We start from the raw sequence: 25,013 nt of genomic DNA, 5'->3' as shown, positions 1-25,013 counted from the left end.
TGGTGGCGTTCGCGCCAGGTGCGGGCCTTGTGCCGGAGCCGGTGCGCGGGTATTTCCCCGATCGTGGCCGCGGTGGCAGGCCTGGGTGTGGCGGGGTCGAGGAAGTGGGCCTCAAGGGCGGCGGCGCCGGCGGGGTCGAGGGTGGCTGCCTCGTCCACCAGGGCCAGGGCGTGCTGCCAGGAAATGGTTCCGGCCTGCAGGGCCGAGAGTGTCAGGGGCAATATCTTGTCCAGGGCGTGGGAAGCGGCCAGGAACGCACTTGCGGCCCGCGGCCCGAGGGCCAGCACGGACCCGATTTCCGCGGCGATGGCCATTTCCTGCGCCTGCACCGGCATGTCCGGCGCCAGGGTATGGGCGGTGTCGGCGTACTTTATGGCGGCCCGGGCCTTCAAGCCTGCGAGCCCGGCTTCGGCCTCCCTGGCGCCGGCGAGGATGTCCAGGTTTCCATCGGCCAGCCCGGCCAACGGATCAGCAGCCGAAAACGGCTCCGCACCACACCCGTCCACCTCAGCGTTGAGCACAGCAAGGGCGGCGCGGATGTCCGCAAACGCCTTCACCACCGCTTCCCTGCCCATGTACTCATCATCGGGGGAGGGTCTGACAATGACTGCAGAGAGGGCCGGATGGACGGGAAAGCGGAGCTGGCACGAGAACCGGGAGGAGCCGGGCACATGTGGAAACCGGGGCCTGCCGCGGGATTGCTGAGTGAAGCCCAGCGCCTACTGCCGTCATCATAAGAGTACGATCGCGATGTGAGCGATCCAGAGCTTGTTGCCCTGCCGGTGGGGTTTGAACGGTTCCACCGACGGGACTTCATCAACTACCAACTCAACCGCGCCCATGCCCTGGGCTTTGCAGACCGGGATGAACTGTTCGGCGCCGCCACACACGTGCGGGGGATGGATGACTGTGCCGCCGTGTTCGAGGACTTGTCCAACCGGGCCGCAGCCGAGGGCCGGCACCGGCAGGCGGCGGGCTACGCGAGGATCGCGGAGTTCTTCACGCCGCCACGGTCAGTGGAGAAAACAGACCGCTACCGCCGCTACCTGCAGCTCTTCGACACGGCATTCGGTGCCGGACTGGCACGCCACACCATCCCCTACGGCGAGGCGTCTCTGCCGGCCTATGCGCTTCCGGCGTCCGGACCGCGAAACGGCGGCACGGTACTGCTCCACGGCGGGTTCGACTCCCTGATCGAGGAGTTCTTCCCCATCTGCCAGCGGATCGCGGCCGCCGGTTTCCAGGTGATTGCCTTCGAGGGGCCGGGCCAAGGCGGTGCCCGGACATTGAACGGGCTCACCTTCGACCACGACTGGGAAAAGCCTGTCGGGGCGGTGCTGGACCACTTCCGGCTGGACCAGGCCGCCCTGGTGGGCATCTCGATGGGTGGGTACTGGGCATTGCGTGCCGCAGGCCGCGAGCCCCGGATCCACCGGGTGGTGGCCTGGCCGCCGGTGTACGACTGGCTTTACAGGATCCCTCGCGTGGCGCGTGGCCCAATCCACGCCATGGTGCGGCACCGCGACTTCATGCGGTGGAGCGTTCGCATCCGTGCCCGGCTGTTTCCCACCCTCCGCGCAGTGGTGGACCAGGTGCTGTACATGCTGGACAGCGACGATCCGGCGGACGTCGCCGAGTGGTTCCTGGGAATGAACACGGAGCACCTGGGCAGCGGCCGGGTGAACCAGGACGTACTGCTGATGTGCGGCGAACATGACGCCTTCCAGCCCCCGGCGCTGGCCAGGGCACAGGCAAGAGCGCTCATGGCAGCCCGAAGCGTCACCACGCGCACATTCACCCGGGCCGAGAACGCCGACCAGCACTGCCAGATGGGGAACCTCGAGCTCGCCTGCGCGGTGCTCACCACCTGGCTGCAGGCTGCCGACACGGGCTCAGCCGAAACGTCCCCAGCCTGAGGACAGGCGGTCCTGAACACCGGGACCACCTGCCCGCTTCAGCGTCCGACGACGTCGAGCGCCACGAGATGCGCGCCCCCACCTTCCGCGAAGACCGCCAGGGCCGTGCTTGCCTCTGCAGGGAACACCAGGTCCGTGATGGTGGCAACCCCGTCCTGGGCGAAGACCTCCACGGAGCAGCGGTCCAGATGGATCCTCAGGCGGAGGCGGCCATCCTGCAGCGGCGCCGCGACCGCTTCAACGGAAGGAAAGGTGCTGTGGAAGCCTGCCTGCCCCGACTCCCGCCGGTCCAGCCGAAGGATGCCCTCCACCACGTCGTAGCTGATCACGGTACGTTCGGCTCCGCCGGCCCGGACCACTAAGCCCACCCTGTCTGCTGTGCCCGGTTCGAATTCGACGTCAATACGGGCCACAGCGGCCGCAAGCGGCAGATCCTGGACGCCAGGTGCCAGGGCCTGCGGACCCAGACTGAAGCTCCTGGATTCCTGTTCGGCAAACGGGTCAATGGCCGTTTGCCGAAGCACCACTTTTCCGTCCCGCCTGGCCAGTGAGACTTCCCGCGGCAGCGTCATCGCACTGCGCCAGCCGCCGGTGGGGGTGGAGCCGGCATAGTCCCAGTTGTTCATCCAGCCGATCATGATCCGCCGGCCGTCAGCGACCCCGCTGAAAGAGACCGCGGCGTAGTAGTCGCGGCCCCAGTCCAACCAGTCGTACTCGCGCATCCGGCTGCCGTCCTGTTGGAAGCCCTCGGTGACCGTCGACCCGGAACGGAACTCCACGCCGTCGAACGTGCCCAGGAAGTACTGCCCTGCCGAGCCGCCGGCGATGCCGCCGGGGTTGATGTTGACGATGAGGACCCACTTGGTTTCATCAGGGTTGCCGTCCACGGGCAGTTCGAAGAGGTCCGGGCACTCCCAGACCCCGCCGGTGGCGTTGGCCGGGCCAAAGGTGCTCAGGTACTCCCAGCTCTTCAGGTCCGCCGACTTGTAAAGCACCACCCGGCGCTCCACCGCCTCCACGGCGGCCATCACCCAGTAACTGCCGGCACCGCCGTCGTACCAAAACACCTTGGGATCCCGGAAGTCCGCGGACGCTCGGTCCAGGACCGGATTGCCGGAGTACTTTGTCCAGGTAGTCCCCTCGTCGAGGCTGTAGGCGAGCGACTGGGCCTGCCGGCCGGCCAACGGTGAGGGTTCACTGTAGGCGCTGGTGTAGATGGCAACCAGCGGAGGATTCCCGGCAGTGCCGAGGCCACTGGTGTTGTGCTCGTCGAACACCGCCGAGCCGGAGAAGATCGCCTCACGTTCGTCGCACGGGATGGCCACCGGATGCTCTTCCCAATGGAGCAGGTCCCGGGAGGTTGCGTGGCCCCAGGACATGTTCCCCCAGTCCGGGCCGAACGGGTTGTGCTGGTAGAAGAGGTGGTACGTGCCGTTGAGGTACACCAGCCCGTTGGGATCGTTCAGCCAGTTGCGTTCGGCGGTGAAGTGGAACTCCGGCCGGAAGGGGTCCGCAGCGGCACGGGCAGGCGCAGCGGCACGTGCGGCGGGAGCGGAAGGTGCGCCGGCCGCCGTCGCTAATGAATTCATGCTCAGCCCTTCACGCCGCTGGAGGCGATGCTGTTGACGAACGAACGCTGGAAGGCGATGAAGAGCACCACCACCGGAACGGTGATGAGGGACGCGTAGGCCATCACCTCACCCCACGAGACGTTCAGCTGGAAGAAGTACTGGATGCCGATCATCACCGGGCGCAGTTCCTCTGACTGGACCACCATCAGCGGCCAGAGGTAGGAGTTCCAGGCCGGCAGGAACGTCAGGATCGCCACCGTGGCGGTGGCCGGCCCGGACAGCGGCATGACCACCTGGCGATAGATCTTGAACCAACCGGCGCCGTCGATGCGTGCGGCCTCGTCCAGCTCCTTGGGAATGGACTCGAAGTACTGGTGGAACAGGTAGATGGAGAAGGCGTTGGCGATGAAGGGGATGATCTGGACCTGGTAGGTGTCCAGCCAGCCCTTGGAAAATTCGAGGCTGAAGCCGTTCAGCTCGAAGTAGGGCAGTTGGTTGACCCACCACACCAGCGGCAGGGCCAGGGTCTGGAAAGGCACAATCAGCGTGGCCAGGATGGCGGTGAACACGATCTTCTTTCCGCGAACCTCCATCCGGGACAGGGCGAAGGCGCAGAGGCTGTTGACGAAGATGCCAAGCACCACCGTGATCGCGGATATTCCGATGGAGTTCATCAGGAAGCGGGCGGCCGGCACCCGGTCAAACACGGCTGCATAGTTGTCGAACGAGATGTTGCCGATGGGCAGGAACGCTGCCACGGAGGACATGTCACCGAAGATCTGCTGGTCCGGCTTGAGCGAGGACACCAGCATGAAAACGATGGGGAAAGCGGCGGCGACGGCGAACAGGATCCGTACCGCCATGGTCCCCGCGATGCTGAGACGGTTGGACTTGGGAGTCTGCTTCACGTCAGTCCTTCTCTCGGGTCAGGTAGCGCTGCACTGCGGAGATCAGCAGCACCAGGACGAAGAATACGAGGGAGATGGCCGAGGCGTAGGAGGTTTCCTGCTGCTTGAAGCCGGAGCGCACCGCCTCGAAAATGATGGTGGTGGTGGAATCGAGCGGTCCGCCCTGGGTCATGACGCTGACCTGGTCGAAGAGCCCGAGTGCCTGGATGGTGATGGTCACCAGAATCAGGGTGCGGGTGTGCTTGAGGCCCGGCCAGGTCACGTAGCGGAACTGGTGCCAGCGGCTGGCTCCGTCCAGCTGGGCAGCCTCGTACAGTTCCCCGGAAATGCTCTGCAGGCCGGCGAGCCAGATGATCATATGGAAGCCGGCGGCCTGCCAGATGGACAGGATGATGATGGCCGGCATGGCGGTGGCGGGGTCATTGAGCCAGTCCGGGCCGTCGATCAAGCCAAAGCTGGCCGCGGACAGGAACTCGTTAATGAGCCCATCCTTGCGGTACATGAACAGCCACAGCAGCGACACCACCACCATGGACGTCACCACGGGCAGGAAGTACAGGGTGCGGAAGAAGTTCACGCCGCGGAACTTCTTGTTGATCAGCAGCGCCATAGCGAGGGCCAGGCCGGACTGGACGGGCACCACCACAACCGCAAAGTAGCTGACGTTCAGCAGCGCCCGCCAAAACGTGGGATCCGTGAAGAGCCGGACGAAATTGTCCGTACCGACAAACTCAACGGGCCGTGGCGACACAAGGCGTGCATTAGTGAATGCCAGGCCAAAGCCCAGGATCGCCGGGAGGAAGACAAAGAGGAGCAGCAGGGCTGCCGCGGGGGCGATCATCGCCCACCCACTGAGCTGCTCGCGCAGGTAGCGCGGCCTGCGATGGGGTTTGCTGGGCGGTGCGGCCGGGGCCGGGGCCGCCACTCGGCGGCCAGGATTAGGGGGAAGCTGGGTGGTTGTCATGGGATTCTCCGTTGACAGTCAGGGCCGGAGGTACGACGACGGCGGGTTGCGCGCCGCCGTCGCCGTACCGTTCGGCAGCTGGCTAGCTCTTGTAGCCGCCGTTGGACTTGATATTGGCGTCAATCGCCTTGACTGCCTTGCCCAGGGCTGCCTTGGGATCCGCACCGGCAAGGATGTCCTGGACAGCCTTGCCGTATTCGGTGGCGATGAACGGGTAGGCCGGAGTCTCAGGCCGCAGCACGGCGTACTCGCGGGAGAACTCCATGAAGATTCGGTTGGCACCGCCCTCGGCGAACGCGGGAATCAGGGCTGCGGCTTCATCAGTGGCGGGGATGCCTCCCGTTGCCTTGATGACGGCAGCCACGTTTTCCGGCTTTAGGGAATAGGACAGGTAGTCCATCGCGGCATCCGTATTGTTGCAGCCACTGGTGACGCCCCACTGCCAGGAGGCTCCACCGATCTTGGGACCGTTGCCCAGGTCCACCGTGGGCATGACAACCAGCTCATCTCCCAGGGTTTCCCGGGCCTTGTCTCCTGCCCAGGAACCGGTGTACAGGAGGCCGCTCTTGTTGTTCAGGAAGTCCTGGGTGGAGTCTTTCCCGCTCTTCGTCGCCATGAAGCCCTGGTCCGCCAGGCCGCGGAACCACTTGGCCCACTCGACAGCTTTGTCACCATTCAGGGCTCCGTCAGCCGACTGGTAGTCCTCGCGGTCGATCAGGTCTCCGCCGAAGGACTGCAGGAACGGCGAGTACGCATACGGCAGCCATTCGCCCGTTCCGGCAGTACCCATGTCCAGCGGGTAATCCCACTTACCCAGCGCCTTGAGCTTGGTCAGCGCGTCCTGGAACTCCTCCTTCGTCCATGGCTTCTCAATGGTGGCGGCCCGGATGCCCGCTTCAGCGAGATCAGATTTGCGGGCAAACATGGACAAAGCGACGTCGCCGTACCCAACCGCATAAGTCTCGCCCTCCCACGTGGCAACGGTGCTGGGGAGGTTCTTGGAAAGGTCCGCGGATAGCTTCAGTGGCGTGAGGTACTCGGCCCACGCCCAGTTGGGAACGTTGGGCCCGTCAATGTCCACAATGCAGGGAAGATTGCCGGCTGAGGCGGCCCCAACGACGGAATCGTTGTAGGACTCCTGCGGGAAAGCCTGTACCTTGATTTGCGCCTTCGCGCCGCTGCTCTTGTTATAGGAGTCCACGATCGACTGGGTCGCCGCCAGTTCGGCCGGGTTTCCGGCTGCGTGGGTCCACATGGTGATCTCAGTGGAGCCTTCGGTTGTGGCGGAGGAACTGCCCTTGCCGCAGCCGGCGAGGGCGGAGGTGAGGGCGGCAGCGGCTATGCTGGTCGCCAGGATCCTTGTGAGCTTCTTGTTCATGGGTCGGTCTTTCTGCTTGGACAGCGGGGGATTGATGAGGGTCCTGCAAGGGAACGCGGCCGCTGCAACGGCTGCGTTCCCGTTTTTTCTGGGGGTAATTCAGGGGGATGGAGTCTGACGCGCCTCTTGCGCCGGATCAGTTCTTCTGCCGCTCAGTTCCTGGGTGGAGCAACAGAGTCCCGCTCCACCAGCGGGCAGGGGATTTTTTCGTGGGTTCGGGGCGCCCCGGGGTTTTCGAGCTCGCTGAGGAGCTTCAGGACAGCCCAGCGGCCCATTTCATAGTGGGGGAGTGCCATGGTGGACAGCCCCGGCCAGAGGGCGTCCGCGATGAGTTCGAGGTTGTCCACGCCCACAATCGAGAGGTCGTCCGGGATATTCAGGCCGAGGTGGCCAGCCGCCTGGTAGGCGCCCATGGCCATCTGGTCGTTGAAGCAGAAGAGCGCGGTGGGCCGTTCGCTGCCGGCCAACAACTCCAGTGCGGCCTCCCGTCCTCCCGCAGTGCTCGGATATGCAACCACCACGCGGCTCTCCGGCAGCTGCATGCCGTGGCGGTCCAGGCCTGCCTGGAAGCCTGCGAGCCGCCCGTGGGCGGCGGGAATGTCGTCCTCGTTGTTGATCATGGCGATGTTGCGGTGGCCCGCTGAGACCAGCAGCTCGGCGGCAGATTCTCCTGCGCCGAACTCGTCCGGTACTACGGAGGACAGCCGTGGGTTGTCCGAGGTGGCGTCCAGGACGATGGTGGGCACGGCCTGGAGCTCCTCCGGGACAGATACCAGCTGGTTGAACATGCGGGCGTAGATGATGCCGTCCACCTGGTGCTGCTGGAGTGCCCGGATTTCCTGGCGCTCCAGTTCGTTATCGAGGCCGGAGTTGACCACCATGAGCAGGTGCCCGTGCTCGGAGGCGGCGTCCTGTGCGCCTTGGATCATGGCCCCGGCAAAAGGGGTGGTGGTGATTTCGTCGCTGACAAGGCCCAGGATCTGGGAGCGCTGGTTGCGCAGTCCGCTGGCCAGCCGGTTCGGAGCGTAGCCGAGATCGCAGGCCACGGCTTTGACGTGCTCCACGGTCCGGGCATTGACCCGGGAGCTGTGCGCTTCGCTCAGGGCATGCGACACAGTGGTCACGGAGACGCCTGCGGCCTTGGCCACGTCCCTGATGTTTACCTTTGTCGCCATTGACGTCGTTCCTTTGCAAAACGTTTTGTATGTTGCTTGCATCACTATATGCAAAACGTTTTGCAGCCGTCAAGCTTTCTTGCGGATTCCGCTGTCGGTGACTTCGCGCAGCGGGGGAACAAAGGCTTTCTTCCGAGAGGTTAATCAGCCCGCCTCTTCCCGGGAAACTCCTCTTGACAGGCGTGCGGACAGGGGACTCTCATCAAAGAAAAACGTGAAGCAGAAAGGGGGTGGCGGCTGTGCCTGCCATCCAAACTACCCCCGCGACGCAGTCCCGGCTCCGGACCGGAGCAGCCCTGATGGCTCTCGCCGGGCTGGCCTTCGTGGGGTACGCCGCAGCCTTCCTGGCACTCATCTTCTCGGGCGCCTTCCTGGAGCTGGGCATCGGTCCCGAACAGGTGGACAAGGGCAGGGCGGAGGTCCAGGCGTTCAGCCCCCAGCTACATCACTACATCAGCCATCTGCACATTGCGCTGAGCGGGTTCATCGCTGCCACCGGGCTGGCCATTGCAGCCATGTCCTGGTTCGGGGTGCGGCGGGGGGAACGGTGGGCCTTCGCCGCCACCGTCACCATTACGTCAGTCAGCCTCGCAATCTCTGTCCCGGCGCATTACCCGTGGGGCCTGGCAACGCTTGGACACCTCGGCCCGGTGTACGTCGCCATCCTCATATTCCTGGCGGGCGCCGCCGCAGCCTACAGCGGACTGCGGGACATGACGGTGGAAGCAGGTGACAGCGGTCTTTGTGCCCTGCGCAGGGACGTCCCTGGCGTGCAACACTTTGCGAATGAGCAGCGCACGCAAGTTGGTTCCCCTGGAGGAGCATCACCGCGACCCGGCCAGCGCCCTGCACCCGGACAGCCCGTGGGTCCGGGTGGTCCGGCTGCTGGTGGGCGCGTTCGTGCTCGCCGCCCTCGTGCAGAAGACCTATGACGCAACCCTGCCGGGCAACGACGTCGACAGCTTTCAGCTGTATTCGGAATTCACCGTCCAGGCGAACCTCGGACTCGGGCTCCTGCTGATCGCATCGGCGGCATGGCCGGCGGCCAGGCTTCCGCGTTGGTGGGTCCACCTCTTCGGCGCCTTTGTCCTCTACTTGGTGATGACGGGACTTATCTACATTGTCCTCGTGGCGCCGCCGGACGAACCTTGGTGGAGCTGGGACCTGTACTGGCCGCAGATGGCACACCACCGCCTGGCTCCGCTGTATGTTCTCCTCGATTGGCTCCTGGTCACGAGGACGGTGCGCGGTCCTTGGTGGCGGCCCCTGGCGTGGCTTGCCTACCCGGCGGCCTTCCTCATCTTTTCCTGGCTCCGGGGTTCGATCGACGGCTGGTACGTCTACGATTTCCTGGATCCCACGCTTGAGGGCGGCTGGCCTGCTGCCCTGGCGTCCATAGCCCAGGTCCTGGTGGCTTTCCTGGTGATCGCGGCCCTGGTGCATCTTGCCGGCAACGCGCGCGCCGCTCCCGCCCTCAGGCGCTCGCGGCGCCAACGCCAGGCAACCTAGGCCGGGGGCTCCTGCCGGTATATCCCCGGTCCTTCCAGGATCCTCCTCGCATCTTCCTGGGCCTGGAGGGCAAGGTCGCTGACCACCTCGCCCCTCAGGTGGCCGGAGGCGGAAATGATGTGCCGGAGCTCCGACACGGTGCGCGGCGGGCCGGCACTGCCGTGTGCCAGGGTGTGGCAGTTGGGGCACATTGGCACGAGGTCGGCTACGGGATCCAGCTGGTAGCCGCTCCCAAGCAGCTCCGGCGGCACCACGTGGTGGACGTCAATGGACCCGGAGCCGGCATCGCCATAAAAGGCTTCGAAGGAGAAACCGCAGGCAGCGCAGGACGTTCCATGGAAGGCCAAGCACACCCGGCGTGCGTCAAGGTTCCGCTCATGGCGGTTCACGTCGATAGTGCTGACGGCGTCCGGCGGGCAGGTCCCCGAAACAACGTGCGGGGGACGGGTCGCCGCGGGCCCGAGGTCCCGCCACAGGCGGCGGAGGCCAGATTCCGCATGACCAGGAACGGCAACGCCTGGGCGGTACATCGCCTCACTCCAGGGAATCCCGGGGACTGCTGCGCGGAGCGTGTCCTGACGGATCTGCTCACCGAGGGGGAGCAGCGCGTCGAACAGGATGCTGACGTGCCACTCTGCGGGGCTGTCTCCGGGCAGCGTCTGGTACGGCTCCGACATGGCCACCCCATGGCCGATCAGCCCGGTGCCGGCGTCGCTGCCGCCCTGGACAAAAAGCCAGGCTTCACTTCCTGCCGGGACGATGAGCGGCAGGCCGCCACTCCAGCGCCGCAGGAACCTGCCGGACTCCGCCACAAGCCCGACGGCGGCATGGTAGTCCCAGGGGTCGGATCCGCTTGGGTTCCATCCAAGAATTACTGCAGCCACTACTCACCCAATCCAGCACACACGTGCGTTGGCCTTCACAGCCTGCAGAACGGAACCTAGATGGGTTCCTTGGCCAGCGCCTTTGTCCTGGCCGGTGTTTCGCGGCCGAGGCGCTGGTCGAGCGTGACGCGCAGCCTGGCAGCAGCCACCTGGACGCGATGCTCGGCAGGGGTGGCTTTCTTCGGGGCCGGCTGGGCGGCTGCGCTCCGCGGAGGATGGACGAACCGGTGTTCGGACGATGCTGCGCTCATGGTCCAACCTCCTTGGTAGTGTCTTCACCCGTGGTTCCATTCTCGCCTATGTTGCCATCGGCGTCCACGAACGCCGTGTCCTGGCCAGCCTCGGTGCCCTGCCCGTCGTCGTCCGCGTTTTCATCGCCCCACACGCTTTTCCAGGCGATGTCGAACAACTCAAGCTCTTCGTTGCGGGCGAGCTCGCTGCGTGCCAGGACTTCCAGGGTTGCCAGCCCCAGGGCTTTCGTTCCTTCGTCCTGGTCCAGTGCCCGGTCCAGCGCCCACTGCGTCCGGCGCCACCATTCCGCGCGGCTGTCCGCTTCGGTTTTTTGCAGCAGGGCATGGGCGTCCGCTTCCCGCTTCTGCTCCAGCGCAGTGGCATCGGCAGCAGTGCGCTGTTTGAGCGTGCGCCAATTGATGTAGAACGCCAGCAGGGCAGCGATGAGGACGGCCAGGGGACCCAGTCCGGCAAGGATGACCCACCAGTCAGCCGGTCCGGAATGGACGACGACGTCGAGCGGGCTTGGGGAGGGAGCAGGGGTCACTGGACCAGCATAGGCCGCGGCGGGGCTGTCAGCCGGGCGGACGCATCCCGTGCCGTGCCCATCAGGACGCGACCATCAGGCGGTGATGATCACCTTCAGTGCGTTGGTCTCCGCGGCCCGGGCGAAAGTGTCGTACGCGTCCATGAACTGGTCGAAGCGGAAATGATGGGTGGCGAATTTTTCTGCGGGCAGCTTCTTCTGCGCGACGAGTTTCAGCAGCATCGGCGTGGTGTTGGCGTTAACCAGGCCCATGCTGATGTTGATGTTCTGGATCCAGAGGTTCTCCAGGTGCAGTTCCACCGGTTTGCCGTGCACGCCAACGTTGGCAACTGTGCCACCGGGCCTGACGATCTCGGTGCACATACCGAAGGTGGCGGGAATGCCCACGGCCTCGATGGCAACGTCCACGCCTTGCCCGTCCGTCCGGGACAGCACTTGGTCTTTCCAGTCGGAATCACCTGACAGGACAACGTGTGTAGCCCCGAACGCGCGGGATTGCTCCAGGCGGTTTTGGTCAAGGTCTATGGCGATGATGGTGGCCGCCCCGTAGAGCCCCGCCGTGGCGATCGCGGCCAGTCCCACCGGGCCGGCTCCCACCACAGCCACCGTGTCCCCGGGCTTCACGCGGCCGTACTGGACCCCGATTTCGAAGCCGGTGGGGAGGATGTCCGAGAGCATGACCGCCTGTTCGTCGGTGACCCCCTCCGGGAGGAGGTGAAGGGAGTTTTCCGCATAGGGAACGCGGACGTATTCTGCTTGGGTGCCGTCGATGAGGTGGCCAAAGACCCACCCGATTCCTGATGCGCCTTCGTCCCCGAGGCAATGGGAATAGAGCCCGGTCTTGCAGTTGGCGCAGTGGCCGCAGGACTTGATGCAGGAAATGATCACCCTGTCGCCGGGTTTCAGTGTGGTGACGGAGGCCCCCACTTCGGTGATGGTTCCCACGCCTTCGTGGCCCAGGATCCGTCCCTCCTGGACTGCAGGGACATCACCTTTGAGGATATGCAGGTCTGTTCCGCAGATGGTGGTGGTGTCCACTTTGACGATGGCGTCGCTTGGATTGATGATCGACGGGTCCGGCACATCGGTCCAGGATTTTTTCCCGGGCCCGCCGTAGACAATGGCCTTCATGACTGCTCCTTGTTGGTCGGCGATCGGGTTGATTCCGGACTGCTGCGTCAACCTCAAGGATGGAGGAGGGGGCCGGGATCGATAAGGGTCCTAGGTCCTGGTGGCCAGGATTGTGCCGTCCATGGGTGTCAGTCTTTCTGCAGTTTCTCGGCGAGCATCACAATGATTCCGCTGGGGCCGCGGAGGTATGTGAGCTTGTACGCGTCGCCGTAGGTCGCCACGCCGCGCAGCGGACGGCATCCGTGCTTCGCGGCTACCTCAAGGGCTGTGTCCAGGTTGTCCACCGAGAAGGCCACGCGGTGCTTGCCAATGTCGTTGGGCCGGGTTGGATTGGTCTTGGCGCTCGAGGCCCTCGGGGATGAATTCGGCGCGGGTGGCTACTCTGCAGGATGCCGGGCTGTTGACGCGATGTCCTAGTGCGAAGCGGAAGAGAATCGTCGTTGAAAGCTTCGGCGGCTATCGTGGCGAGGGCACGGGTTGCATAACCGCGGCCCAAAGCGCTGGAGCATCTTTGGATGTCCTTGGAAGAACGTCGATGGTCATAGCTCCATGGTGCCTCATGGACCAATTGCTCACCGGCCGGCCTCGTACCAGGCACACGCTGTCGTAGAGAGAGTGAGGAGTGCGGCCATAAGGCCCGCAAACCAGACTTCCCCTTGGAAGATGAAGTTGGACAACGTCACCGCGGCGAACCAGAGAGCGCCCCATATGCCCATGTAGACGGCCCATCGGAGACTGAAGCCCTGCGTATCGGTGCGGGTGAAGTAGAGGAAATTTGCCAGGTAGATGAACCCCCAGACGCCCATAAAGGACCCTGCAAGCACTGCTGAGGTATCTGACGCTAAGCGCGCATAAGTCAACGCGATGATTCCCATAGATGAGACGGCGCCCAAGCCCAGAAGTGAGCTGATCGCGGTCCAGCCTGCACTGGACCGGACGCTGCTGCCAGGATGGTTTACCTGCTCACGGAGAGCTTTGGCCCGCCCGGCATCAGGTGAAACTGGCGTGGTGGTGTCATTCATTGTTTCCCCCCCGGGCTGAATGGCGAGTGCCTGCCCTTAGCCTTGCAAATATGCTCCGAGGGGGCAACTCTTTGCTGAACCACGTGTTGCTTCAACGATTCCGGGCTGGGAAGGATGTGTTGCAGCCTGGAGTTTCCCCGTTACTGCGTCCCCCTGATGCGGGCGGTTGTGCCGCGGCGTGAGATGAGGACCGGGCCACGTGCGTGGTGCAGGACAGCGTGGGCGGTGGAACCTATCGTCTCCCTGAGGAGCCCTTGGCCCTTGGTGCCCACAACCAGCATTCGTGCACCGTCCGACGCTTTGAGGATGGCATGGGCGACCGACGTATCGGAGAGCACCTTTCCGTCCACTGCAACAGCCGGGGCGAGGGTGCGGACACGGCCGAGGGTGGAACTGAGGACCTCCCTGGCGGCAGCCTCGGCGTCAGGCATCCCGCGATGCCCGTACCCGGGCGGCGTGTGGCGGACATGGACGACGGTGAGGCCCGCCTGCCAGGCAGAGGCGAGTTCACAGGCGTCCTCAAGCGCCGTGGGGGACCCCGTTCCGTCCACCGCGACGACGACGGGCCCGCCGGGGTGGAGATCAGGCCTTATCACTGCTACCGGGCACGTTGCGGTGGCCGCCAGCTCCAGGCTTACGGATCCCACCAGGAGTCCCAGGAACCCGCCCAGGCCCCGGCTGCCGACGACGATCATCTCCTCCCCGGAAGAGATCTCGGCAAGATACGATGCGGGCAATCCATGCAACAGGGTGCCTTCAACCTTCAGACCGGGTGCCGCCGCTTCGGCACGGTTGATGCCCTCGTCCAGAATTGCCTGCGCCGCCCGTTCCAGCCCGCTGTCCGCAACTCCCGGAACCGGGCCGAGGTTCCTGGTCAGCAGCGGCCAGATGGAGCAGTGGACCACAAGAAGGGAGCGATTGCGCAGCTGCGCCTGTTCCGCCGCCCAGTTGATTGCGGTTGCAGCTTCAGCCGAACCGTCATAGCCGGCAACGATGGACCTTGAATCCTGCATAGCGTCTGCGCTCCTGGTCAGGGGACTTTCGGCCCTGTGGTTGCTTCTTCTGGGACTGCAAGCTGGTGGCGTGGGTTCCTGTGTACCCGCTCAATCAAGCAGAGCACCACACAGCAGCGGGAAGCAACACATGCTGAGGATTGAGGAGCACCGCATGGCTGTGTGGCAGGAAAATGTCACGCCGGGCCGGTTCGAGGGCCAGACCGTCATCGTCACCGGCGCCGCATCCGGGATAGGACGTGCAACTGCCCTGCGCGTTGCCCGCGAAGGGGGCCGGGTGGTTGCCACCGACGTGGGCGAGGAACGGCTGGAAGAACTGGTGGTCGAATACGCGGAGCTCGGTTTCGTACCCGTGGCCGGCGACATCAGCAAAGAGGACGTGGTGCAGAGGGTGGTGTCTGCGGCTGGTGGACGCATCGACGCGCTGGCCAACGTGGCAGGCATCATGGATAGCTTCCAGCCCGTGCATGAGCTCGACGACGACACGTGGGAGCGGGTGCTGGAGGTCAACCTGACTGCCGTCATGCGCCTTACAAGGGCCGTGGTGCCGGTGATGCTGACGGCGGGGTACGGCTCGATAGTGAACGTCTCCTCCGAAGCGGGCCTGCGCGGGTCGGCGGCAGGTGCTGCCTACACCGTCTCCAAACATGCCCTGATCGGCCTGACCCGCAGCTCAGCAGTCATGTACGGCCGCCGCGGGATCCGGGTCAATGCAGTAGCCCCCGGCGGCACCAGGACCAACATCCACGCAGAATTCAAGTCCCAGCTTGGCGCGGAGGTCCTTGGCCCCCTGCTCCAGGCAAATGTGCCGCCCATCGCGGAAGCCGGGGAAGTCGCCGCCGGGATCACGTTCCTGCTCAGCAGGGACGGCTCCAACATCAACGGCGTGGTGCTTCCCTCCGATAACGGATGGAATGCTGTCTGAATGGGTATGGGAGCAGCCGGGTGACGCAGATGAACACCGCAGTGCACAGGCTCGTGGGCCTGCTGCTGGTCCTGGCGGCGCTGCTGCCGGCCGGATCAGCCGCCGCTTTCGCTGATCCGCCCGTGTCTGTGGAAGTCCAGGACACGGCGGGGGTGCTGGACCAGAACAAGCTGATTCCGGCCCTTGAGGGGATCGAGTTCCACGAGCCCACGCGGGTTGTCATCTACACGTACAACGGCAGCACCGAGGACAACCTCAACGAAGAAGTCCTCAGGTTTGCCCGGAGCGGGCATCCGGAATGGATCAGCCCGGACGGGCAGAAGTGGGCAGACGGGATGTTTATCTTCGCCCTTGACCCCATAGGCCGCCATGTTGGGACCTACATGGGCGAAGACCGGAAGGTGTCCCTTGAACAACGGAGCGACATCCAGGACGCCGCCAAGGATCTCTTCCGTGACGCGCAGTGGACGGACGGAACAATCGCAGGCGTACGCCGCGGAGCCGAGCTCATCAACCAGCCGTGGTACCTGTCCGCGGCGTTCCTGATCATCGCCTGGGTAACCGCCGGAACTGCAGCCCTGGGCGCGGCAGCCTGGATCACTGTGCGGGCCGTCACCAGATCCTCCAGCCGTAAAGAGATTGAGCGCGGTGACCAAAGCTACGCCAGCGTCAGCATGGACCTTGAGGTGACAGAGTTGAACGCGGGCACCATCCCCGAGGCCTCCCGGTACGGAGGCCACGTCCTCGAGAAGCACCGCACTTTCCTCAACCGGTACAACACCGCCAGCCAGCTCTCAAACAAGGTGCATGCGCTGTCCAGGCGCGACCTGGGCCGCCGAAGGCACCTCAAGCTCGCCCGGGAATACGCAGACGCGGCCTCCGAGCTCGACGCGCTGGACGATGTCATCGCCGACACCAACGCCCTCCTCAACAAGGCCGGCACGTGGCCTGCGGCGTGGGACCGCCAACTCGCCCCCTTCCGCAAGGATCTCGCAGGGCTGGAGCAACTCCTTACCAAGCGCCACGGGCAGGGGGACTCTGCCACCGCGGCGGCCCTGCGGTCCTTCCGGGACCAGAGCCACCGGGATATCGAACGCTGGACGGCGGAACTGGCCGAAGCAAAGATCAGCCCCGAAAAGGCGCTCGACCGCCTCTACGACGCCCGGTCCCGGCTGGCCGTGCTCCTGGAAAACCATGCCCAAACAGTCATCGAGGGATTCGCGAAGAACGAACGCGAGGCGCAGCTGATGCGCAAGGAGATGCAGGCGGCCCAGGACGGACTCAACCACAAAAGGCGGCGCAGCTACGAGCCCAGCATCCTGGGCACCGTGTACCCGTCCTACAACTTCTTTTCCGTGGCCACCTTCAACTCCGGCCTCAACACGGGAGTCAGCGGCGTCAGCTCCGCCCGGGGCGGAGGCGGCAGCACCACCGGTTATGGAAGCAGCGGCGGAAGCTTCTCCGGTTCGGGCAGCTCATCCAGTTTCTAGTCCCGGCTAGCTGCCGGACATCATCGTGGAACGGGTCAGGCACCAGAAACTACAGTGCCCGGCCGAGGCTCCGTTGCAGCAGGAATGACCCGAGCGCGAGCAGTGCCAGCGCCATTGCGGCGAGGACGCCGAGCTGCGGAAGGATATCCGCGAGAGTGCCGTCATGCCGTTGGATATACGCGAAAGCGTCGTACGCCCAGCGGTGTGGCGTCACCCGGGAGACAGCCTGCAGCGTCTCGGAGAAGAACTCCGGGGGCACCATGGAGCCGCCCAAACCAGCCAGCACCAAACCCAGTCCCACCCCCACGCCGGACGCGGCGGCGTCGTTATCCATCAGCGAGCCGATTACCATCGCCGCCGCGGCCGAGACCGCGCAGAAGAACGCCAAAACCAACCCCGCCAGCAGGGGATTTCCCCAGTCAACGCCGAACAGCAGCGCCGTTCCCAGCATGATGTAACCGCCCTGGACGGCCGCAATGCCAAACCGTCCCAGCGCCTGGCCTGCGAGCGCCTGCCAGCTTGCAACGGGGCCCGCCATGACGCGCGCTATGACTCCTAAACGCCGGGCCTTGATCAGGGTGGCGGCACCCGTGAGGGAGCTCAGGAAGACAAACAGCAGGAGCTGCTGCGCGGCACCCAGGTCGAACCGGCCCAGCCCCTGGAAGACCTGGGTGACGTCGTTAGTGTCCACCAGCACCACCTGGGGCTGTTGCACAGATTCCTTCGCCTGCTTCAACGCTGTTGCAGCTTCCGTTGCGCCCACTCCTGCCGATTCGAGAAGGGACTGTTGCGTTCGTTCCGTGCTGACGGCCTGGACGGAGGCCCGCACCTCCTGGAGCACGGCCTGTGCGGCTGACTGCGACGCAGTCAGCACCTCAAGGTCCGCCGGCTGGCCGGCCGCGAAAGCCGCGGAGTCGTCGTCGCTGATGAAGATTCCGACGTCAGCCCTTCCCCGGCTGAGCTGGTCCCGCGCCGCCCCGGCTCCGGCGGAGGACACCTGGACACCGTCTTCCTTCAATTGCTCCGAAAGGACCTTCGCCAACTCTGTGCCTGAACCACCGGACAGGACAACGCGTGCCTGGCCGCTGTTGGCACCGAACTGGGAGCCCAGCAGCAGGATCAGCAGGAGGGGAAAGATGAAGACAAAGAAGATATTGGACCTGTCCCGCAGGAAGAGCCTGACTTCGACGACGGCGATTCCAAGGATGCTTTTCATGCGCGGGCACCCCTGTCTGGGAGCGCTCGGGATGCCAGGGTGGCCACGGTGGCGAACCCCAGCATCACGGCGAGGGGGACCGCTACGTCCGTCACTCCGCCTCCGCCAGCTGTGATGCCAAGGCCGCGGATGAAGGCGGCAATCGGGTTCAGGTCCATCAGCGTGGCCAGGAACCCCGAGGCTTCAATCGGGAAGAAGGCGCCGCCGGCGATACCCAGCACCATGGCCAGGATGGACTGGGCGATGTTCGCCTGTTCGGCGCTGCGGACGAGGCGGGCAACGATGAACGTCAGGCTCGTGGCGGCGGCGGCCACAGCCAGGACCAGGAGCGCCACCACCGCCGGTGAACCGAAGGAGACGCCGAACAGTATGCTTCCTGCAGCCAGCAGTATGGCAGTAGCCACCACGCCAAGAATGAATCCGACGAGGGCCTTGGCCGTGATAATCGTGCCCGGAGCCACAGGGGTGGATTGCAGCCTGGACAGTGTGCCCTCCTCCCGTTCGGCCAGCAGCCCCAGGACCCCGAAGCCGACGGTGAAGAGCAGGAAGAGCCCGGTTTGCCCCGCCACCAGCGTTCCCTTGAGTGACAGCTGCTCAGCGGACGCCTGGCCTTCCGATAAGGTCAGGGCAGGCGTCCCGGCCGCAGCCTGCTGGGCAAGTCCGCCCAGGACATCGTGGGGGAGTCCGGCACTTCCGCCCGCCTCGGCAGCAACGGTGCCTGCCGCGAACTGCCCCAGGAGCGCGTCCACCACGGAAATCAGGACGTCGGTTTCAATGCCGGCCGCATCCCCTTCGACGACCTGGACTGAGAGCGCCTGCCCGGACGTCACCGCCGTCGTAAAGTCAGCCGGGAGGATGATGCCCAGATCGGCCCCCGTGGTTTTCGTTTCCCGCCGGACATCGCCGGCAGTGACCTTCCTGACGGTCACATCCATGACGGGCAGTGACTCCACCGCTTCGAGGAGTGCGTCGCCAAGCTGCCCGCAGTCTTCAGAACTTGCAATAACGACGGCGGGCTTGAGGTCCACGCTCCCGCTGTCGAAGCCGCCGAAGGAAAGATTCAAGACTCCCATGAGCGCGAGAGGGACAACGAGGGAGAAGATCACGACGGATTTGTCGCGGATCCGCTGCCGGAGGTCGTTGGCGACCATCGTCCACAGCCCGCGCACGTCAGTCCCGCAGGGCTTTGCCGGTCAGGTGCAGGAAGACGGATTCAAGGTCGGGCCGGACGATTTCCACGGAGGACAACGCCATCCCCGCTCCGCCCGCTTCGGCCACAACGGGGGCCAGGAGGCCCGGGCCGTTGTGCACCGTGAGCGTCAAACCTGACGCGCCGCCGTCCACATGCTTTACCCCTGGAAGCCGCCGCAGTGCCGAGGCAGCGGCACCGGTGTTTCCGCTGCCGTGCAGGTCGATGCGGTCCACCCCGCCGGTCAGCTCCACCAGTTCGCCCCTGGTGCCCTCCGCCTGGATCCGCCCTTCGTCGATGATGGCGATCCGGTCGCACAGCCGTTCCGCCTCTTCCATGTAGTGGGTGGTATAGAGAACCGCCATCCCCTCCGTGGCAAGCGCCTCCACCGATTCCAGAATCGAGTTCCGGGACTGGGGGTCCACCCCCACTGTTGGTTCGTCCAGGATCAGCAGCGCGGGCCGGTGCAGCAGTCCGATGCCGATATTCAGCCGGCGCTTCATCCCGCCCGAAAACTTCTTGGTCTGCTCGCCCGCCCGGTCCGCAAGGCCGATGAGGTCAAGGACCTCCCCGGTGCGGGCCTTCAGGTCCCGGCCACTGAGTCCCTGGAGCCGGCCGAAGAACTGGAGGTTCTCCTTCGCTGTCAGGTCCGGGTAGATGGCAAGTTCCTGGGGGACCAGGCCGATGTGGCTTTTCAGCCGAGTGCTCGCCGGCGTCATGGCCGAACCGGCCACTTCGATGGATCCCGTGTCGGCGGGAATCAGCCCGGAGACCATGGAAATGATGGTGGTCTTGCCTGCGCCGTTGGGACCAAGCAGCCCGTACGTTTCACCGGCCCCGATATGGAAGGAGACATCGTCGACGACGGTATGGTCGCCATAGCGCTTGACCAGGCCTTTGACACCCAGGACCTGGGCCCTCTGCATCTGAACGTCCGCCGTCACTGGCCGAACGGATTTCTAAGCGGCACCGAGTGAGTTTGCCTTGCCGGCAAAGCGCGGGCGGACGTGGTGCGGACGCTTGGGCGTCCTGGTCCTTGCAAGGTTGGGTGCCGGAGCGAGGTCGCTGATCAAACCCGTTCCGGCGCACTCGCGGACATCCTCGATGGCTGCGGCAGCCTGGTATTTGTCCGGGTATTGTCCGGACACCGCCAGCACGGTTCCGTCCGGCGCGACAAGCCTGAACCTGATCCGCGAATCCTCATCGGCAAACAGCTCGAACGTTCCCGCCATAAATTTGCTCTCCCTCGATGGTCTTGCATCCGGCCTCTGTCTACGGTGCCAGAGGAAGAGGCAGATCCATTAGGGGCCAAGGTCCCGTTATGGGGGTTCGCCGGGGGTCAATCCTGCCGGCGGGTCTGTCCGCGCATTGGTCCAGCGGAGACCGCGGAGGCCGCATACCCTAGGCACATGAGCGAGCGAAGAAGTACGTGGCATGCGCGGCACAAGGAGGGCCTGAGCCGGGGTGAGCGGGCGGCTGACGTCCTCCGCAACGGCATGGGCAGCTGGTCTTTTGTGGGTCTGTTCCTCGCCGCCATGGCAGCGTGGGCCGGGTACAACACGTACGTCCTGGCAGCAGCAGCCTGGGACCCCTATCCCTACATACTCCTCAACCTTTTCCTCTCGATGCTTGCCGGACTCCAGGGCGCCATCCTGCTGATTGCCGCCAAACGCCAGGACGCCATAGCGGCGGCGATGGCACGCCACGACTACGAAACGGACGTGCAGTCAAAGTCAGAGCTGGACCGGCTGATGGCCATTAACATCCAGCAGTTCGAAATGCTGGAGGAGCTCCGGGCGATGCTTGGGAAGCCTGCTGTCCCGCAGCCCGGGGTCCTGCAGCCTGGTGCGCCGCGGCAGGCAGACGGCGGCGGCAGTTAGTCCGCCTGGGCACTTTCTCCTGGGTCCCGGGCAATCACGCGAAGGGCCAAATGACCCGTGTCTGCCACTTTGCGGGGTCGGGTTCCGTTTCGGGGTCGCTCAGGTAGTACTCCCACATAATGTCCCCCGGAGTGAGGCCTTCCGCCTGCATCTGCCCAAGGACCGCGTTGTAAGTGTTTTCCAGGGTGTCATAGGGCCCGGTATGCATGGCCTCAAGGGCGTCAGTTTCCGGCAGCGTCCCGCCGGCCACTCCATCGGCGTCACTGAAGTGCCCAGCCATGGGAAAGCCGGCTTCCACGTCAACGGTCTCGCCGGGCTTTCCCCGGTAAAGCGCGAAAGGAGGGCCCGCGGGGGCCGCACCCTGTTTCTGGGCTGCTGCCATGACCGTCCCGAAGGCCCTGCCGAAGAATTCCGTCAGTGCGTCCATCCGGACGCGTTCACGCACGACGGCGACCGGCTGCTCAGGGAGGTGGACTTTCCTGGGGTGCGCGCCAGAGTCATTCATAGCTCCAGCCTGCGCCGTTGGCACCGGGCCTGACAGGGCCTTAGGACTCTAAACTGTCCGGCCCGCGGGGCGGTTTTGGCCCGCGCACTCAGCCTGCATCCTCATATGCCTGGCGCATCCATTGCTCCACCTCGCCGTCGAGTTGGCTGCTGTCCAAGAGCTCAAGATGGTGCATCCAGATCCCGGGGGCAGGGTGCGCTGTCTCCTTGAAGCGGGGCGAGCCGATCTCGTGGGGAAGCGCCAACGACAGCACAACAGGAACCATGGACCTGACGTATGTGCCCGGGCGCCACAGATACGCAAAGCCCCTGCGGCGGCGGAACGAGACCTGGCTCTTGGACACACGGACCGTCATGGGTCCGATGCCGGAGGCCATGCGTTCTGCCGCCTCGTAGATGTTCCGGGCAGTGCCGTCACCCTCAAAAAAGCGGTCAACAGTCCATGGTTCGCCGCCTTGCACCGGAGCGGCTGTGGCTACTCGAGCCCTGCGCGGGTGGCTTCGTTCAACGGTGTCTGCCAGGTGCCGGTGGCTGACAGGGTGAACCTCCGGCCCGTCACCGACTGCGGAATGATCCTGATGAGGTGGTCCTGCCCAACGCCCTGCCAGGGAAAAAGCCCCCGGCGTGTCTCGTTCAGGGCGGGGGACGCGGCGTCGTCCTGGACAGCCTCGCCCTTGACCACAACACTCCAGGCCAGGCCAAACTCGGCACTCACGCTGTCCGCCTCCAGGGCAACCATCGAGTTCGCCTCAATGGCCTGCAGCTTTGTTCCGCTGCCCGTCCGGAAGACCAGGCCCTCGCCGTCGCGCTTGAAACTCACCGGGAACACGTCTGGCTGTCCGTCGACGACGACGCCAAGCCGTCCAATACTCGTTTGTTCCAGCAGGCTCCAGCACTCATCGGAGTCGAGAATTTCTGCGTCAGGGGCGATTTTCTTGTCGGTCATGCCGAGATCCTAAGCTGCTGGTCATTTCCCTAACAGGGCCCAAAGACCTTTGACCTGCCCGCCGGACCCCTGGCCGCCTCCAGGGGCGGGGCCGGGCCTTAATGCCCTAGCGGGCCCGGCTTGGCGGCAGTATTTTCAGCTGTATGCGCAATAACTCACCGGAACGGGACGGCCCATCCGCAGTGGAAGTCCTAGCCACCAACGACTGTTGGGATCTCCTGCGCGCGGTTTCGGTGGGCCACCTGGCCGTCCTGGTGGACGGCCATCCTGAGATCTTTCCCGTGAACTACAAGGTGGACCATGGCTCGGTGGTCTTCCGCACCGGAGAAGGGACGAAGCTCCACGCCGCGTCCCAGCCCACCGCCGTCGCCCTTGAAGCGGACGGCACTGACCAGGATAAACGAACCGCCTGGAGCGTCCAGCTGAAGGGCCACGCCGAGGTCCTGGAACCCTCACCGGAGCTGATGGCCGGTGTGGGACTCACCCTGTTCCCCTGGCAGGCGGGCCACAAGGACCACTTCGTGCGGATCATTCCGACGGCGGTAAGCGGCCGGCGCTTCACCGTCGCCTCCCCGCTGACCTGGTGGAGCCATCTGGAAGTTCCGACGCGGGCGGGCCTTGCCTGAGGGAAAGCCGGCAGCCCCGCCCGGCACCCCCGTACCGCCGCAGCCGAAGGCCGGCCCCGATGAATCCGGCACGTCGCTCCCGGTCCGGGCCTCAGCGCTGATCCGTCAGTACCCCCTGGTGGCACTGACATGCCTGATGCTCGCCGTCACCGGGATCATGCTGCAGTCCGGACTGGAACAGCCCGCCCGGCTCGGCGCGTCCGTTTACGCCGCCGTCGTCGCCGCCATCCGTGCGGTGGCGATGTTCCGCTCGCTCCGCGAGGGCCGCTGGGGGATCGACGTCCTGGCGCTGATGGCGATTGCCAGCACCGTGTGGGTGGGTGAGTACCTTGCCGCCCTTGTGGTGATCCTCATGCTGTCCGGCGGGGAAGCGCTCGAAATCTTCGCCCAGGGACGGGCAGCGCGTGAACTGAAGTCCCTGCTGGACAGGGCTCCCCGCTTCGCCCACCGCGAGGCTGCCGGATCAGTCCTGGAAGAGACACCCGTGGGCGAGGTGGTCCCCGGCGACGTGCTGGTGGTGCGCCCCTCCGAGCTGGTCCCGGTGGACGGGGAGCTCCTGTCCGACGCCGCAAGCCTGGATGAATCGTCGCTGACGGGGGAGAGCCTGCCCGTGGAGCGGGTCCGGGGGGACCTCCTGCTCAGCGGCTCCGTCAACGGCGAGACGGCCATCAGGATGCGGGCGGCCGCCACAGCCAAAGATTCGCAGTACAGCCGCATCATCGCCCTGGTGGAGGAGGCGGCGTCCAGCCGGGCCCCGGTGGTCCGCCTGGCCGACCGGTACGCAGTTCCCTTTACCGCGCTGGCGATCCTCATGGCCGGAACTGCCTGGGCTCTGTCCGGGGATCCCGTGCGCATCGCCCAGGTCCTGGTGGTGGCAACACCCTGCCCGCTCCTGATCGCCGCGCCCGTGGCGTTCCTCGCCGGCACCAGCCAGGCAGCCCACAGGGGCATCATTATCAAGAACTCCGGAACCCTTGAGCAGCTGGCCAAAGCCAGGACGGCGGTCTTCGACAAGACTGGAACGCTGACCTCCGGACGGCCCGTCCTGGACACGGTCCAGGTTGCACAGGACCAGGAAACAGGCCCACGTGCTGCGATGGGCGCCGGGCGGATCCTGCAGCTCGCCGCCTCAGCCGAGCAGTACTCCTCGCATGTCCTGGCGGCCTCGGTCATCGAAGCCGCCGCCCAGCGCAACCTTGAGCTCCTTCCCGTCACCCGGGCCACCGAACATGCCACCCAGGGCGTGGAAGCAGTATGCGGCGGGGACACTGTGGTGGTGGGCAAGGCGGGGCTGGTCCGGGACTCATCCGCGGGCTTCCGGGAAGCTGCCCTGCAGAGCGGCCAACTGGCCATCTATGTCGCCGTCAATGGGAGCTATGCCGGAGCCCTGATCATGAAAGACCCGCTGCGCACCGACGCAGGCGAGACCCTCGCCCGGCTGCACCGGCTGGGGGTCCGGCACACCATGCTGCTGACCGGCGACGCCCACGGGACTGCGGCCCACATCGCCGAGGAGGCCGGCATCCGGCATGTACAGGCAGACTGCCTGCCGGAGGACAAGGTCAACGCGGTGGCAGCCGTGCGGGAGCGGCCCGTCATCATGGTGGGCGACGGCGTCAATGACGCCCCCGTCCTGGCAGCCGCGGACGTGGGCATCGCCATGGGGGCAAAAGGTGCCACCGCCGCCAGTGAGTCGGCGGACGTCGTGATCATGCTCGACGACCTGTCCAAGGTGGCCGTGGTGGTCGAAATCGGGAAGCGCACGGTAGCGGTGGCCCTGGTGAGCATCTGGACAGGAATAGGCCTGAGCATCGGCCTGATGGCCGTGGCCATGACTGGCTACATTCCTGCAGTCACCGGTGCCCTCCTGCAGGAACTCGTGGATCTTGCCACCATCCTGAACGGGCTGAGGGCGCTGCACGGGGCCCGGCCGCGGAAACCCTGGGGCCGGGGCTGATCCGGCAGGTCCCGGCATGACCTTCGGCCCT

Annotated in this window: 26 protein-coding genes and 2 pseudogenes; 8 read left to right on the top strand and 20 right to left on the bottom strand. The window is 65.3% G+C overall.

The features are described 5' to 3' along the window. Positions 1-575: pseudogene (locus tag ACKAE7_RS06395) on the bottom strand (endonuclease); the annotation flags it as partial. Between the two features lie 177 nt (positions 576-752). Between ACKAE7_RS06395 and ACKAE7_RS06390 the strand changes: the two are divergent. After that, positions 753-1,916, top strand: coding sequence for an alpha/beta hydrolase family protein (locus tag ACKAE7_RS06390; RefSeq protein ID WP_408978730.1), 1,164 nt, complete (start codon positions 753-755; stop codon positions 1,914-1,916). 38 nt (positions 1,917-1,954) lie between these two features. Here the strand turns inward: ACKAE7_RS06390 and ACKAE7_RS06385 are convergent, their stop codons facing one another. The 5 genes from ACKAE7_RS06385 to ACKAE7_RS06365 all read right to left on the bottom strand — a co-directional run bounded on the left by ACKAE7_RS06385 (position 1,955) and on the right by ACKAE7_RS06365 (position 7,912). Next, positions 1,955-3,505 carry a glycoside hydrolase family 32 protein gene (locus ACKAE7_RS06385; protein WP_408978729.1) on the bottom strand — a complete coding sequence of 517 codons (1,551 nt, stop codon included), beginning with the start codon at positions 3,503-3,505 and terminating at the stop codon, positions 1,955-1,957. Positions 3,506-3,507: 2 nt separating this feature from the next. Beyond that, positions 3,508-4,350, bottom strand: coding sequence for a carbohydrate ABC transporter permease (locus ACKAE7_RS06380; protein ID WP_188809046.1), 843 nt, complete (start codon positions 4,348-4,350; stop codon positions 3,508-3,510). Positions 4,351-4,396: 46 nt separating this feature from the next. Then, a complete protein-coding gene (locus ACKAE7_RS06375; protein ID WP_190612319.1) occupies positions 4,397-5,359 on the bottom strand; it encodes a carbohydrate ABC transporter permease in 963 nt (320 codons plus the stop codon). 82 nt (positions 5,360-5,441) lie between these two features. Further along, a complete protein-coding gene (locus ACKAE7_RS06370; protein WP_408978728.1) occupies positions 5,442-6,737 on the bottom strand; it encodes an extracellular solute-binding protein in 1,296 nt (431 codons plus the stop codon). A 152-nt stretch (positions 6,738-6,889) separates the two neighbouring features. Further along, positions 6,890-7,912, bottom strand: a complete 1,023-nt coding sequence (locus ACKAE7_RS06365; RefSeq protein ID WP_408978727.1) for a LacI family DNA-binding transcriptional regulator — start codon at positions 7,910-7,912, stop codon at positions 6,890-6,892. 239 nt (positions 7,913-8,151) lie between these two features. Between ACKAE7_RS06365 and ACKAE7_RS06360 the strand changes: the two genes are divergently transcribed. Both ACKAE7_RS06360 and ACKAE7_RS06355 read left to right on the top strand, forming a co-directional pair. After that, positions 8,152-8,844 carry a hypothetical protein gene (locus ACKAE7_RS06360; RefSeq protein WP_408978726.1) on the top strand — a complete coding sequence of 231 codons (693 nt, stop codon included), beginning with the start codon at positions 8,152-8,154 and terminating at the stop codon, positions 8,842-8,844. Next, positions 8,786-9,421: a Pr6Pr family membrane protein gene (locus ACKAE7_RS06355; protein ID WP_408978733.1), complete on the top strand. Its 636-nt coding sequence runs from the start codon at positions 8,786-8,788 to the stop codon at positions 9,419-9,421. The genes ACKAE7_RS06360 and ACKAE7_RS06355 overlap by 59 nt, the downstream gene beginning before the upstream one ends. On the opposite strand, the gene ACKAE7_RS06350 is transcribed toward ACKAE7_RS06355, so the two are convergent. The 7 genes and pseudogenes from ACKAE7_RS06350 to ACKAE7_RS06320 all read right to left on the bottom strand — a co-directional run bounded on the left by ACKAE7_RS06350 (position 9,418) and on the right by ACKAE7_RS06320 (position 14,249). Beyond that, positions 9,418-10,305 carry a restriction endonuclease gene (locus ACKAE7_RS06350; protein WP_408978725.1) on the bottom strand — a complete coding sequence of 296 codons (888 nt, stop codon included), beginning with the start codon at positions 10,303-10,305 and terminating at the stop codon, positions 9,418-9,420. The two genes, ACKAE7_RS06355 and ACKAE7_RS06350, sit on opposite strands and share 4 nt — an antisense overlap. Positions 10,306-10,361: 56 nt before the next feature. Beyond that, positions 10,362-10,556, bottom strand: coding sequence for a hypothetical protein (locus ACKAE7_RS06345; RefSeq protein WP_408978724.1), 195 nt, complete (start codon positions 10,554-10,556; stop codon positions 10,362-10,364). Continuing rightward, the gene (locus ACKAE7_RS06340; protein WP_191034409.1) at positions 10,553-11,083 is read right to left on the bottom strand and encodes a hypothetical protein; all 531 of its coding nucleotides are present in this window, start codon (positions 11,081-11,083) and stop codon (positions 10,553-10,555) included. The genes ACKAE7_RS06345 and ACKAE7_RS06340 overlap by 4 nt, the downstream gene beginning before the upstream one ends. A 75-nt stretch (positions 11,084-11,158) precedes the next feature. After that, positions 11,159-12,214 (bottom strand): zinc-dependent alcohol dehydrogenase family protein, encoded by a 1,056-nt coding sequence (locus tag ACKAE7_RS06335; protein WP_408978723.1) that lies wholly within the window; start codon positions 12,212-12,214, stop codon positions 11,159-11,161. A 128-nt stretch (positions 12,215-12,342) separates the two neighbouring features. Next, positions 12,343-12,552: pseudogene (locus tag ACKAE7_RS06330) on the bottom strand (VOC family protein); the annotation flags it as partial. Positions 12,553-12,786: 234 nt separating this feature from the next. Then, positions 12,787-13,236, bottom strand: a complete 450-nt coding sequence (locus tag ACKAE7_RS06325; protein WP_408978722.1) for a hypothetical protein — start codon at positions 13,234-13,236, stop codon at positions 12,787-12,789. Positions 13,237-13,376: 140 nt separating this feature from the next. Continuing rightward, positions 13,377-14,249: a universal stress protein gene (locus ACKAE7_RS06320; protein WP_408978721.1), complete on the bottom strand. Its 873-nt coding sequence runs from the start codon at positions 14,247-14,249 to the stop codon at positions 13,377-13,379. A gap of 154 nt (positions 14,250-14,403) precedes the next feature. Here ACKAE7_RS06320 and ACKAE7_RS06315 point away from each other — a divergent pair, with 154 nt between their 5' ends. Both ACKAE7_RS06315 and ACKAE7_RS06310 read left to right on the top strand, forming a co-directional pair. Further along, positions 14,404-15,174, top strand: coding sequence for an SDR family NAD(P)-dependent oxidoreductase (locus ACKAE7_RS06315; RefSeq protein WP_408978720.1), 771 nt, complete (start codon positions 14,404-14,406; stop codon positions 15,172-15,174). 29 nt (positions 15,175-15,203) lie between these two features. Next, positions 15,204-16,664, top strand: a complete 1,461-nt coding sequence (locus ACKAE7_RS06310) for a DUF5129 domain-containing protein (protein ID WP_408978732.1) — start codon at positions 15,204-15,206, stop codon at positions 16,662-16,664. Between the two features lie 49 nt (positions 16,665-16,713). Here ACKAE7_RS06310 and ACKAE7_RS06305 read toward each other — a convergent pair whose 3' ends face one another. From ACKAE7_RS06305 to ACKAE7_RS06290, 4 genes are read right to left on the bottom strand one after another with little or no spacing between them, the layout of a single operon-like run. Then, positions 16,714-17,880 (bottom strand): ABC transporter permease, encoded by a 1,167-nt coding sequence (locus tag ACKAE7_RS06305; protein WP_408978719.1) that lies wholly within the window; start codon positions 17,878-17,880, stop codon positions 16,714-16,716. Next, positions 17,877-19,031 (bottom strand): ABC transporter permease, encoded by a 1,155-nt coding sequence (locus ACKAE7_RS06300; RefSeq protein WP_408978718.1) that lies wholly within the window; start codon positions 19,029-19,031, stop codon positions 17,877-17,879. Before ACKAE7_RS06300 ends, ACKAE7_RS06305 begins: the two co-directional genes overlap by 4 nt. A 19-nt stretch (positions 19,032-19,050) precedes the next feature. Beyond that, the gene (locus tag ACKAE7_RS06295; protein WP_188808767.1) at positions 19,051-20,013 is read right to left on the bottom strand and encodes an ABC transporter ATP-binding protein; all 963 of its coding nucleotides are present in this window, start codon (positions 20,011-20,013) and stop codon (positions 19,051-19,053) included. A gap of 15 nt (positions 20,014-20,028) precedes the next feature. Next, positions 20,029-20,301: a YegP family protein gene (locus tag ACKAE7_RS06290; protein WP_408978717.1), complete on the bottom strand. Its 273-nt coding sequence runs from the start codon at positions 20,299-20,301 to the stop codon at positions 20,029-20,031. 177 nt (positions 20,302-20,478) lie between these two features. On the opposite strand from ACKAE7_RS06290, the gene ACKAE7_RS06285 reads away from it, so the two are divergent. After that, the gene (locus ACKAE7_RS06285; RefSeq protein WP_188808769.1) at positions 20,479-20,949 is read left to right on the top strand and encodes a DUF1003 domain-containing protein; all 471 of its coding nucleotides are present in this window, start codon (positions 20,479-20,481) and stop codon (positions 20,947-20,949) included. Positions 20,950-20,983: 34 nt separating this feature from the next. On the opposite strand, the gene ACKAE7_RS06280 is transcribed toward ACKAE7_RS06285, so the two are convergent. The 3 genes from ACKAE7_RS06280 to ACKAE7_RS06270 all read right to left on the bottom strand — a co-directional run bounded on the left by ACKAE7_RS06280 (position 20,984) and on the right by ACKAE7_RS06270 (position 22,399). Beyond that, positions 20,984-21,454, bottom strand: coding sequence for a GyrI-like domain-containing protein (locus ACKAE7_RS06280; RefSeq protein WP_188808770.1), 471 nt, complete (start codon positions 21,452-21,454; stop codon positions 20,984-20,986). Between the two features lie 88 nt (positions 21,455-21,542). Next, on the bottom strand, positions 21,543-21,914 hold the full coding sequence (locus ACKAE7_RS06275; protein ID WP_408978716.1) for a DUF5655 domain-containing protein: 372 nt from the start codon (positions 21,912-21,914) through the stop codon (positions 21,543-21,545). Positions 21,915-21,928: 14 nt separating this feature from the next. Further along, positions 21,929-22,399 carry a pyridoxamine 5'-phosphate oxidase family protein gene (locus ACKAE7_RS06270; protein ID WP_408978715.1) on the bottom strand — a complete coding sequence of 157 codons (471 nt, stop codon included), beginning with the start codon at positions 22,397-22,399 and terminating at the stop codon, positions 21,929-21,931. A 143-nt stretch (positions 22,400-22,542) separates the two neighbouring features. Between ACKAE7_RS06270 and ACKAE7_RS06265 the strand changes: the two genes are divergently transcribed. Both ACKAE7_RS06265 and ACKAE7_RS06260 read left to right on the top strand, forming a co-directional pair. Continuing rightward, a complete protein-coding gene (locus ACKAE7_RS06265; protein WP_408978714.1) occupies positions 22,543-23,025 on the top strand; it encodes a pyridoxamine 5'-phosphate oxidase family protein in 483 nt (160 codons plus the stop codon). Between the two features lie 136 nt (positions 23,026-23,161). Beyond that, positions 23,162-24,982 carry a heavy metal translocating P-type ATPase gene (locus tag ACKAE7_RS06260; protein ID WP_408978731.1) on the top strand — a complete coding sequence of 607 codons (1,821 nt, stop codon included), beginning with the start codon at positions 23,162-23,164 and terminating at the stop codon, positions 24,980-24,982. The last annotated feature ends 31 nt before the right edge of the window (positions 24,983-25,013 follow it).

It is taken from the genome of Pseudarthrobacter sp. NKDBFgelt (genome assembly GCF_046097905.1).
Classification (GTDB): domain Bacteria; phylum Actinomycetota; class Actinomycetes; order Actinomycetales; family Micrococcaceae; genus Arthrobacter; species Arthrobacter polychromogenes.
Note: the sequence above shows the minus strand (reverse complement) of the source record. Positions and strands in the feature narration are given on the sequence as shown.

What these genes read in the sequence shown, in the direction of transcription:
- ACKAE7_RS06385 (WP_408978729.1), bottom strand. Translation starts at nt 3,505, where the DNA reads ATGAATTCATTAGCGACGGCGGCCGGCGCACCTTCCGCTCCCGCCGCA.
- ACKAE7_RS06380 (WP_188809046.1), bottom strand. Translation starts at nt 4,350, where the DNA reads ATGGCGGTACGGATCCTGTTCGCCGTCGCCGCCGCTTTCCCCATCGTT.
- ACKAE7_RS06375 (WP_190612319.1), bottom strand. Translation starts at nt 5,359, where the DNA reads ATGACAACCACCCAGCTTCCCCCTAATCCTGGCCGCCGAGTGGCGGCC.
- ACKAE7_RS06370 (WP_408978728.1), bottom strand. Translation starts at nt 6,737, where the DNA reads ATGAACAAGAAGCTCACAAGGATCCTGGCGACCAGCATAGCCGCTGCC.
- ACKAE7_RS06365 (WP_408978727.1), bottom strand. Translation starts at nt 7,912, where the DNA reads ATGGCGACAAAGGTAAACATCAGGGACGTGGCCAAGGCCGCAGGCGTC.
- ACKAE7_RS06345 (WP_408978724.1), bottom strand. Translation starts at nt 10,556, where the DNA reads ATGAGCGCAGCATCGTCCGAACACCGGTTCGTCCATCCTCCGCGGAGC.
- ACKAE7_RS06335 (WP_408978723.1), bottom strand. Translation starts at nt 12,214, where the DNA reads ATGAAGGCCATTGTCTACGGCGGGCCCGGGAAAAAATCCTGGACCGAT.
- ACKAE7_RS06325 (WP_408978722.1), bottom strand. Translation starts at nt 13,236, where the DNA reads ATGAATGACACCACCACGCCAGTTTCACCTGATGCCGGGCGGGCCAAA.
- ACKAE7_RS06320 (WP_408978721.1), bottom strand. Translation starts at nt 14,249, where the DNA reads ATGCAGGATTCAAGGTCCATCGTTGCCGGCTATGACGGTTCGGCTGAA.
- ACKAE7_RS06315 (WP_408978720.1), top strand. Translation starts at nt 14,404, where the DNA reads ATGGCTGTGTGGCAGGAAAATGTCACGCCGGGCCGGTTCGAGGGCCAG.
- ACKAE7_RS06310 (WP_408978732.1), top strand. Translation starts at nt 15,204, where the DNA reads ATGAACACCGCAGTGCACAGGCTCGTGGGCCTGCTGCTGGTCCTGGCG.
- ACKAE7_RS06305 (WP_408978719.1), bottom strand. Translation starts at nt 17,880, where the DNA reads ATGAAAAGCATCCTTGGAATCGCCGTCGTCGAAGTCAGGCTCTTCCTG.
- ACKAE7_RS06300 (WP_408978718.1), bottom strand. Translation starts at nt 19,031, where the DNA reads ATGGTCGCCAACGACCTCCGGCAGCGGATCCGCGACAAATCCGTCGTG.
- ACKAE7_RS06290 (WP_408978717.1), bottom strand. Translation starts at nt 20,301, where the DNA reads ATGGCGGGAACGTTCGAGCTGTTTGCCGATGAGGATTCGCGGATCAGG.
- ACKAE7_RS06285 (WP_188808769.1), top strand. Translation starts at nt 20,479, where the DNA reads ATGAGCGAGCGAAGAAGTACGTGGCATGCGCGGCACAAGGAGGGCCTG.
- ACKAE7_RS06280 (WP_188808770.1), bottom strand. Translation starts at nt 21,454, where the DNA reads ATGAATGACTCTGGCGCGCACCCCAGGAAAGTCCACCTCCCTGAGCAG.
- ACKAE7_RS06270 (WP_408978715.1), bottom strand. Translation starts at nt 22,399, where the DNA reads ATGACCGACAAGAAAATCGCCCCTGACGCAGAAATTCTCGACTCCGAT.
- ACKAE7_RS06265 (WP_408978714.1), top strand. Translation starts at nt 22,543, where the DNA reads ATGCGCAATAACTCACCGGAACGGGACGGCCCATCCGCAGTGGAAGTC.
- ACKAE7_RS06260 (WP_408978731.1), top strand. Translation starts at nt 23,162, where the DNA reads ATGCTCGCCGTCACCGGGATCATGCTGCAGTCCGGACTGGAACAGCCC.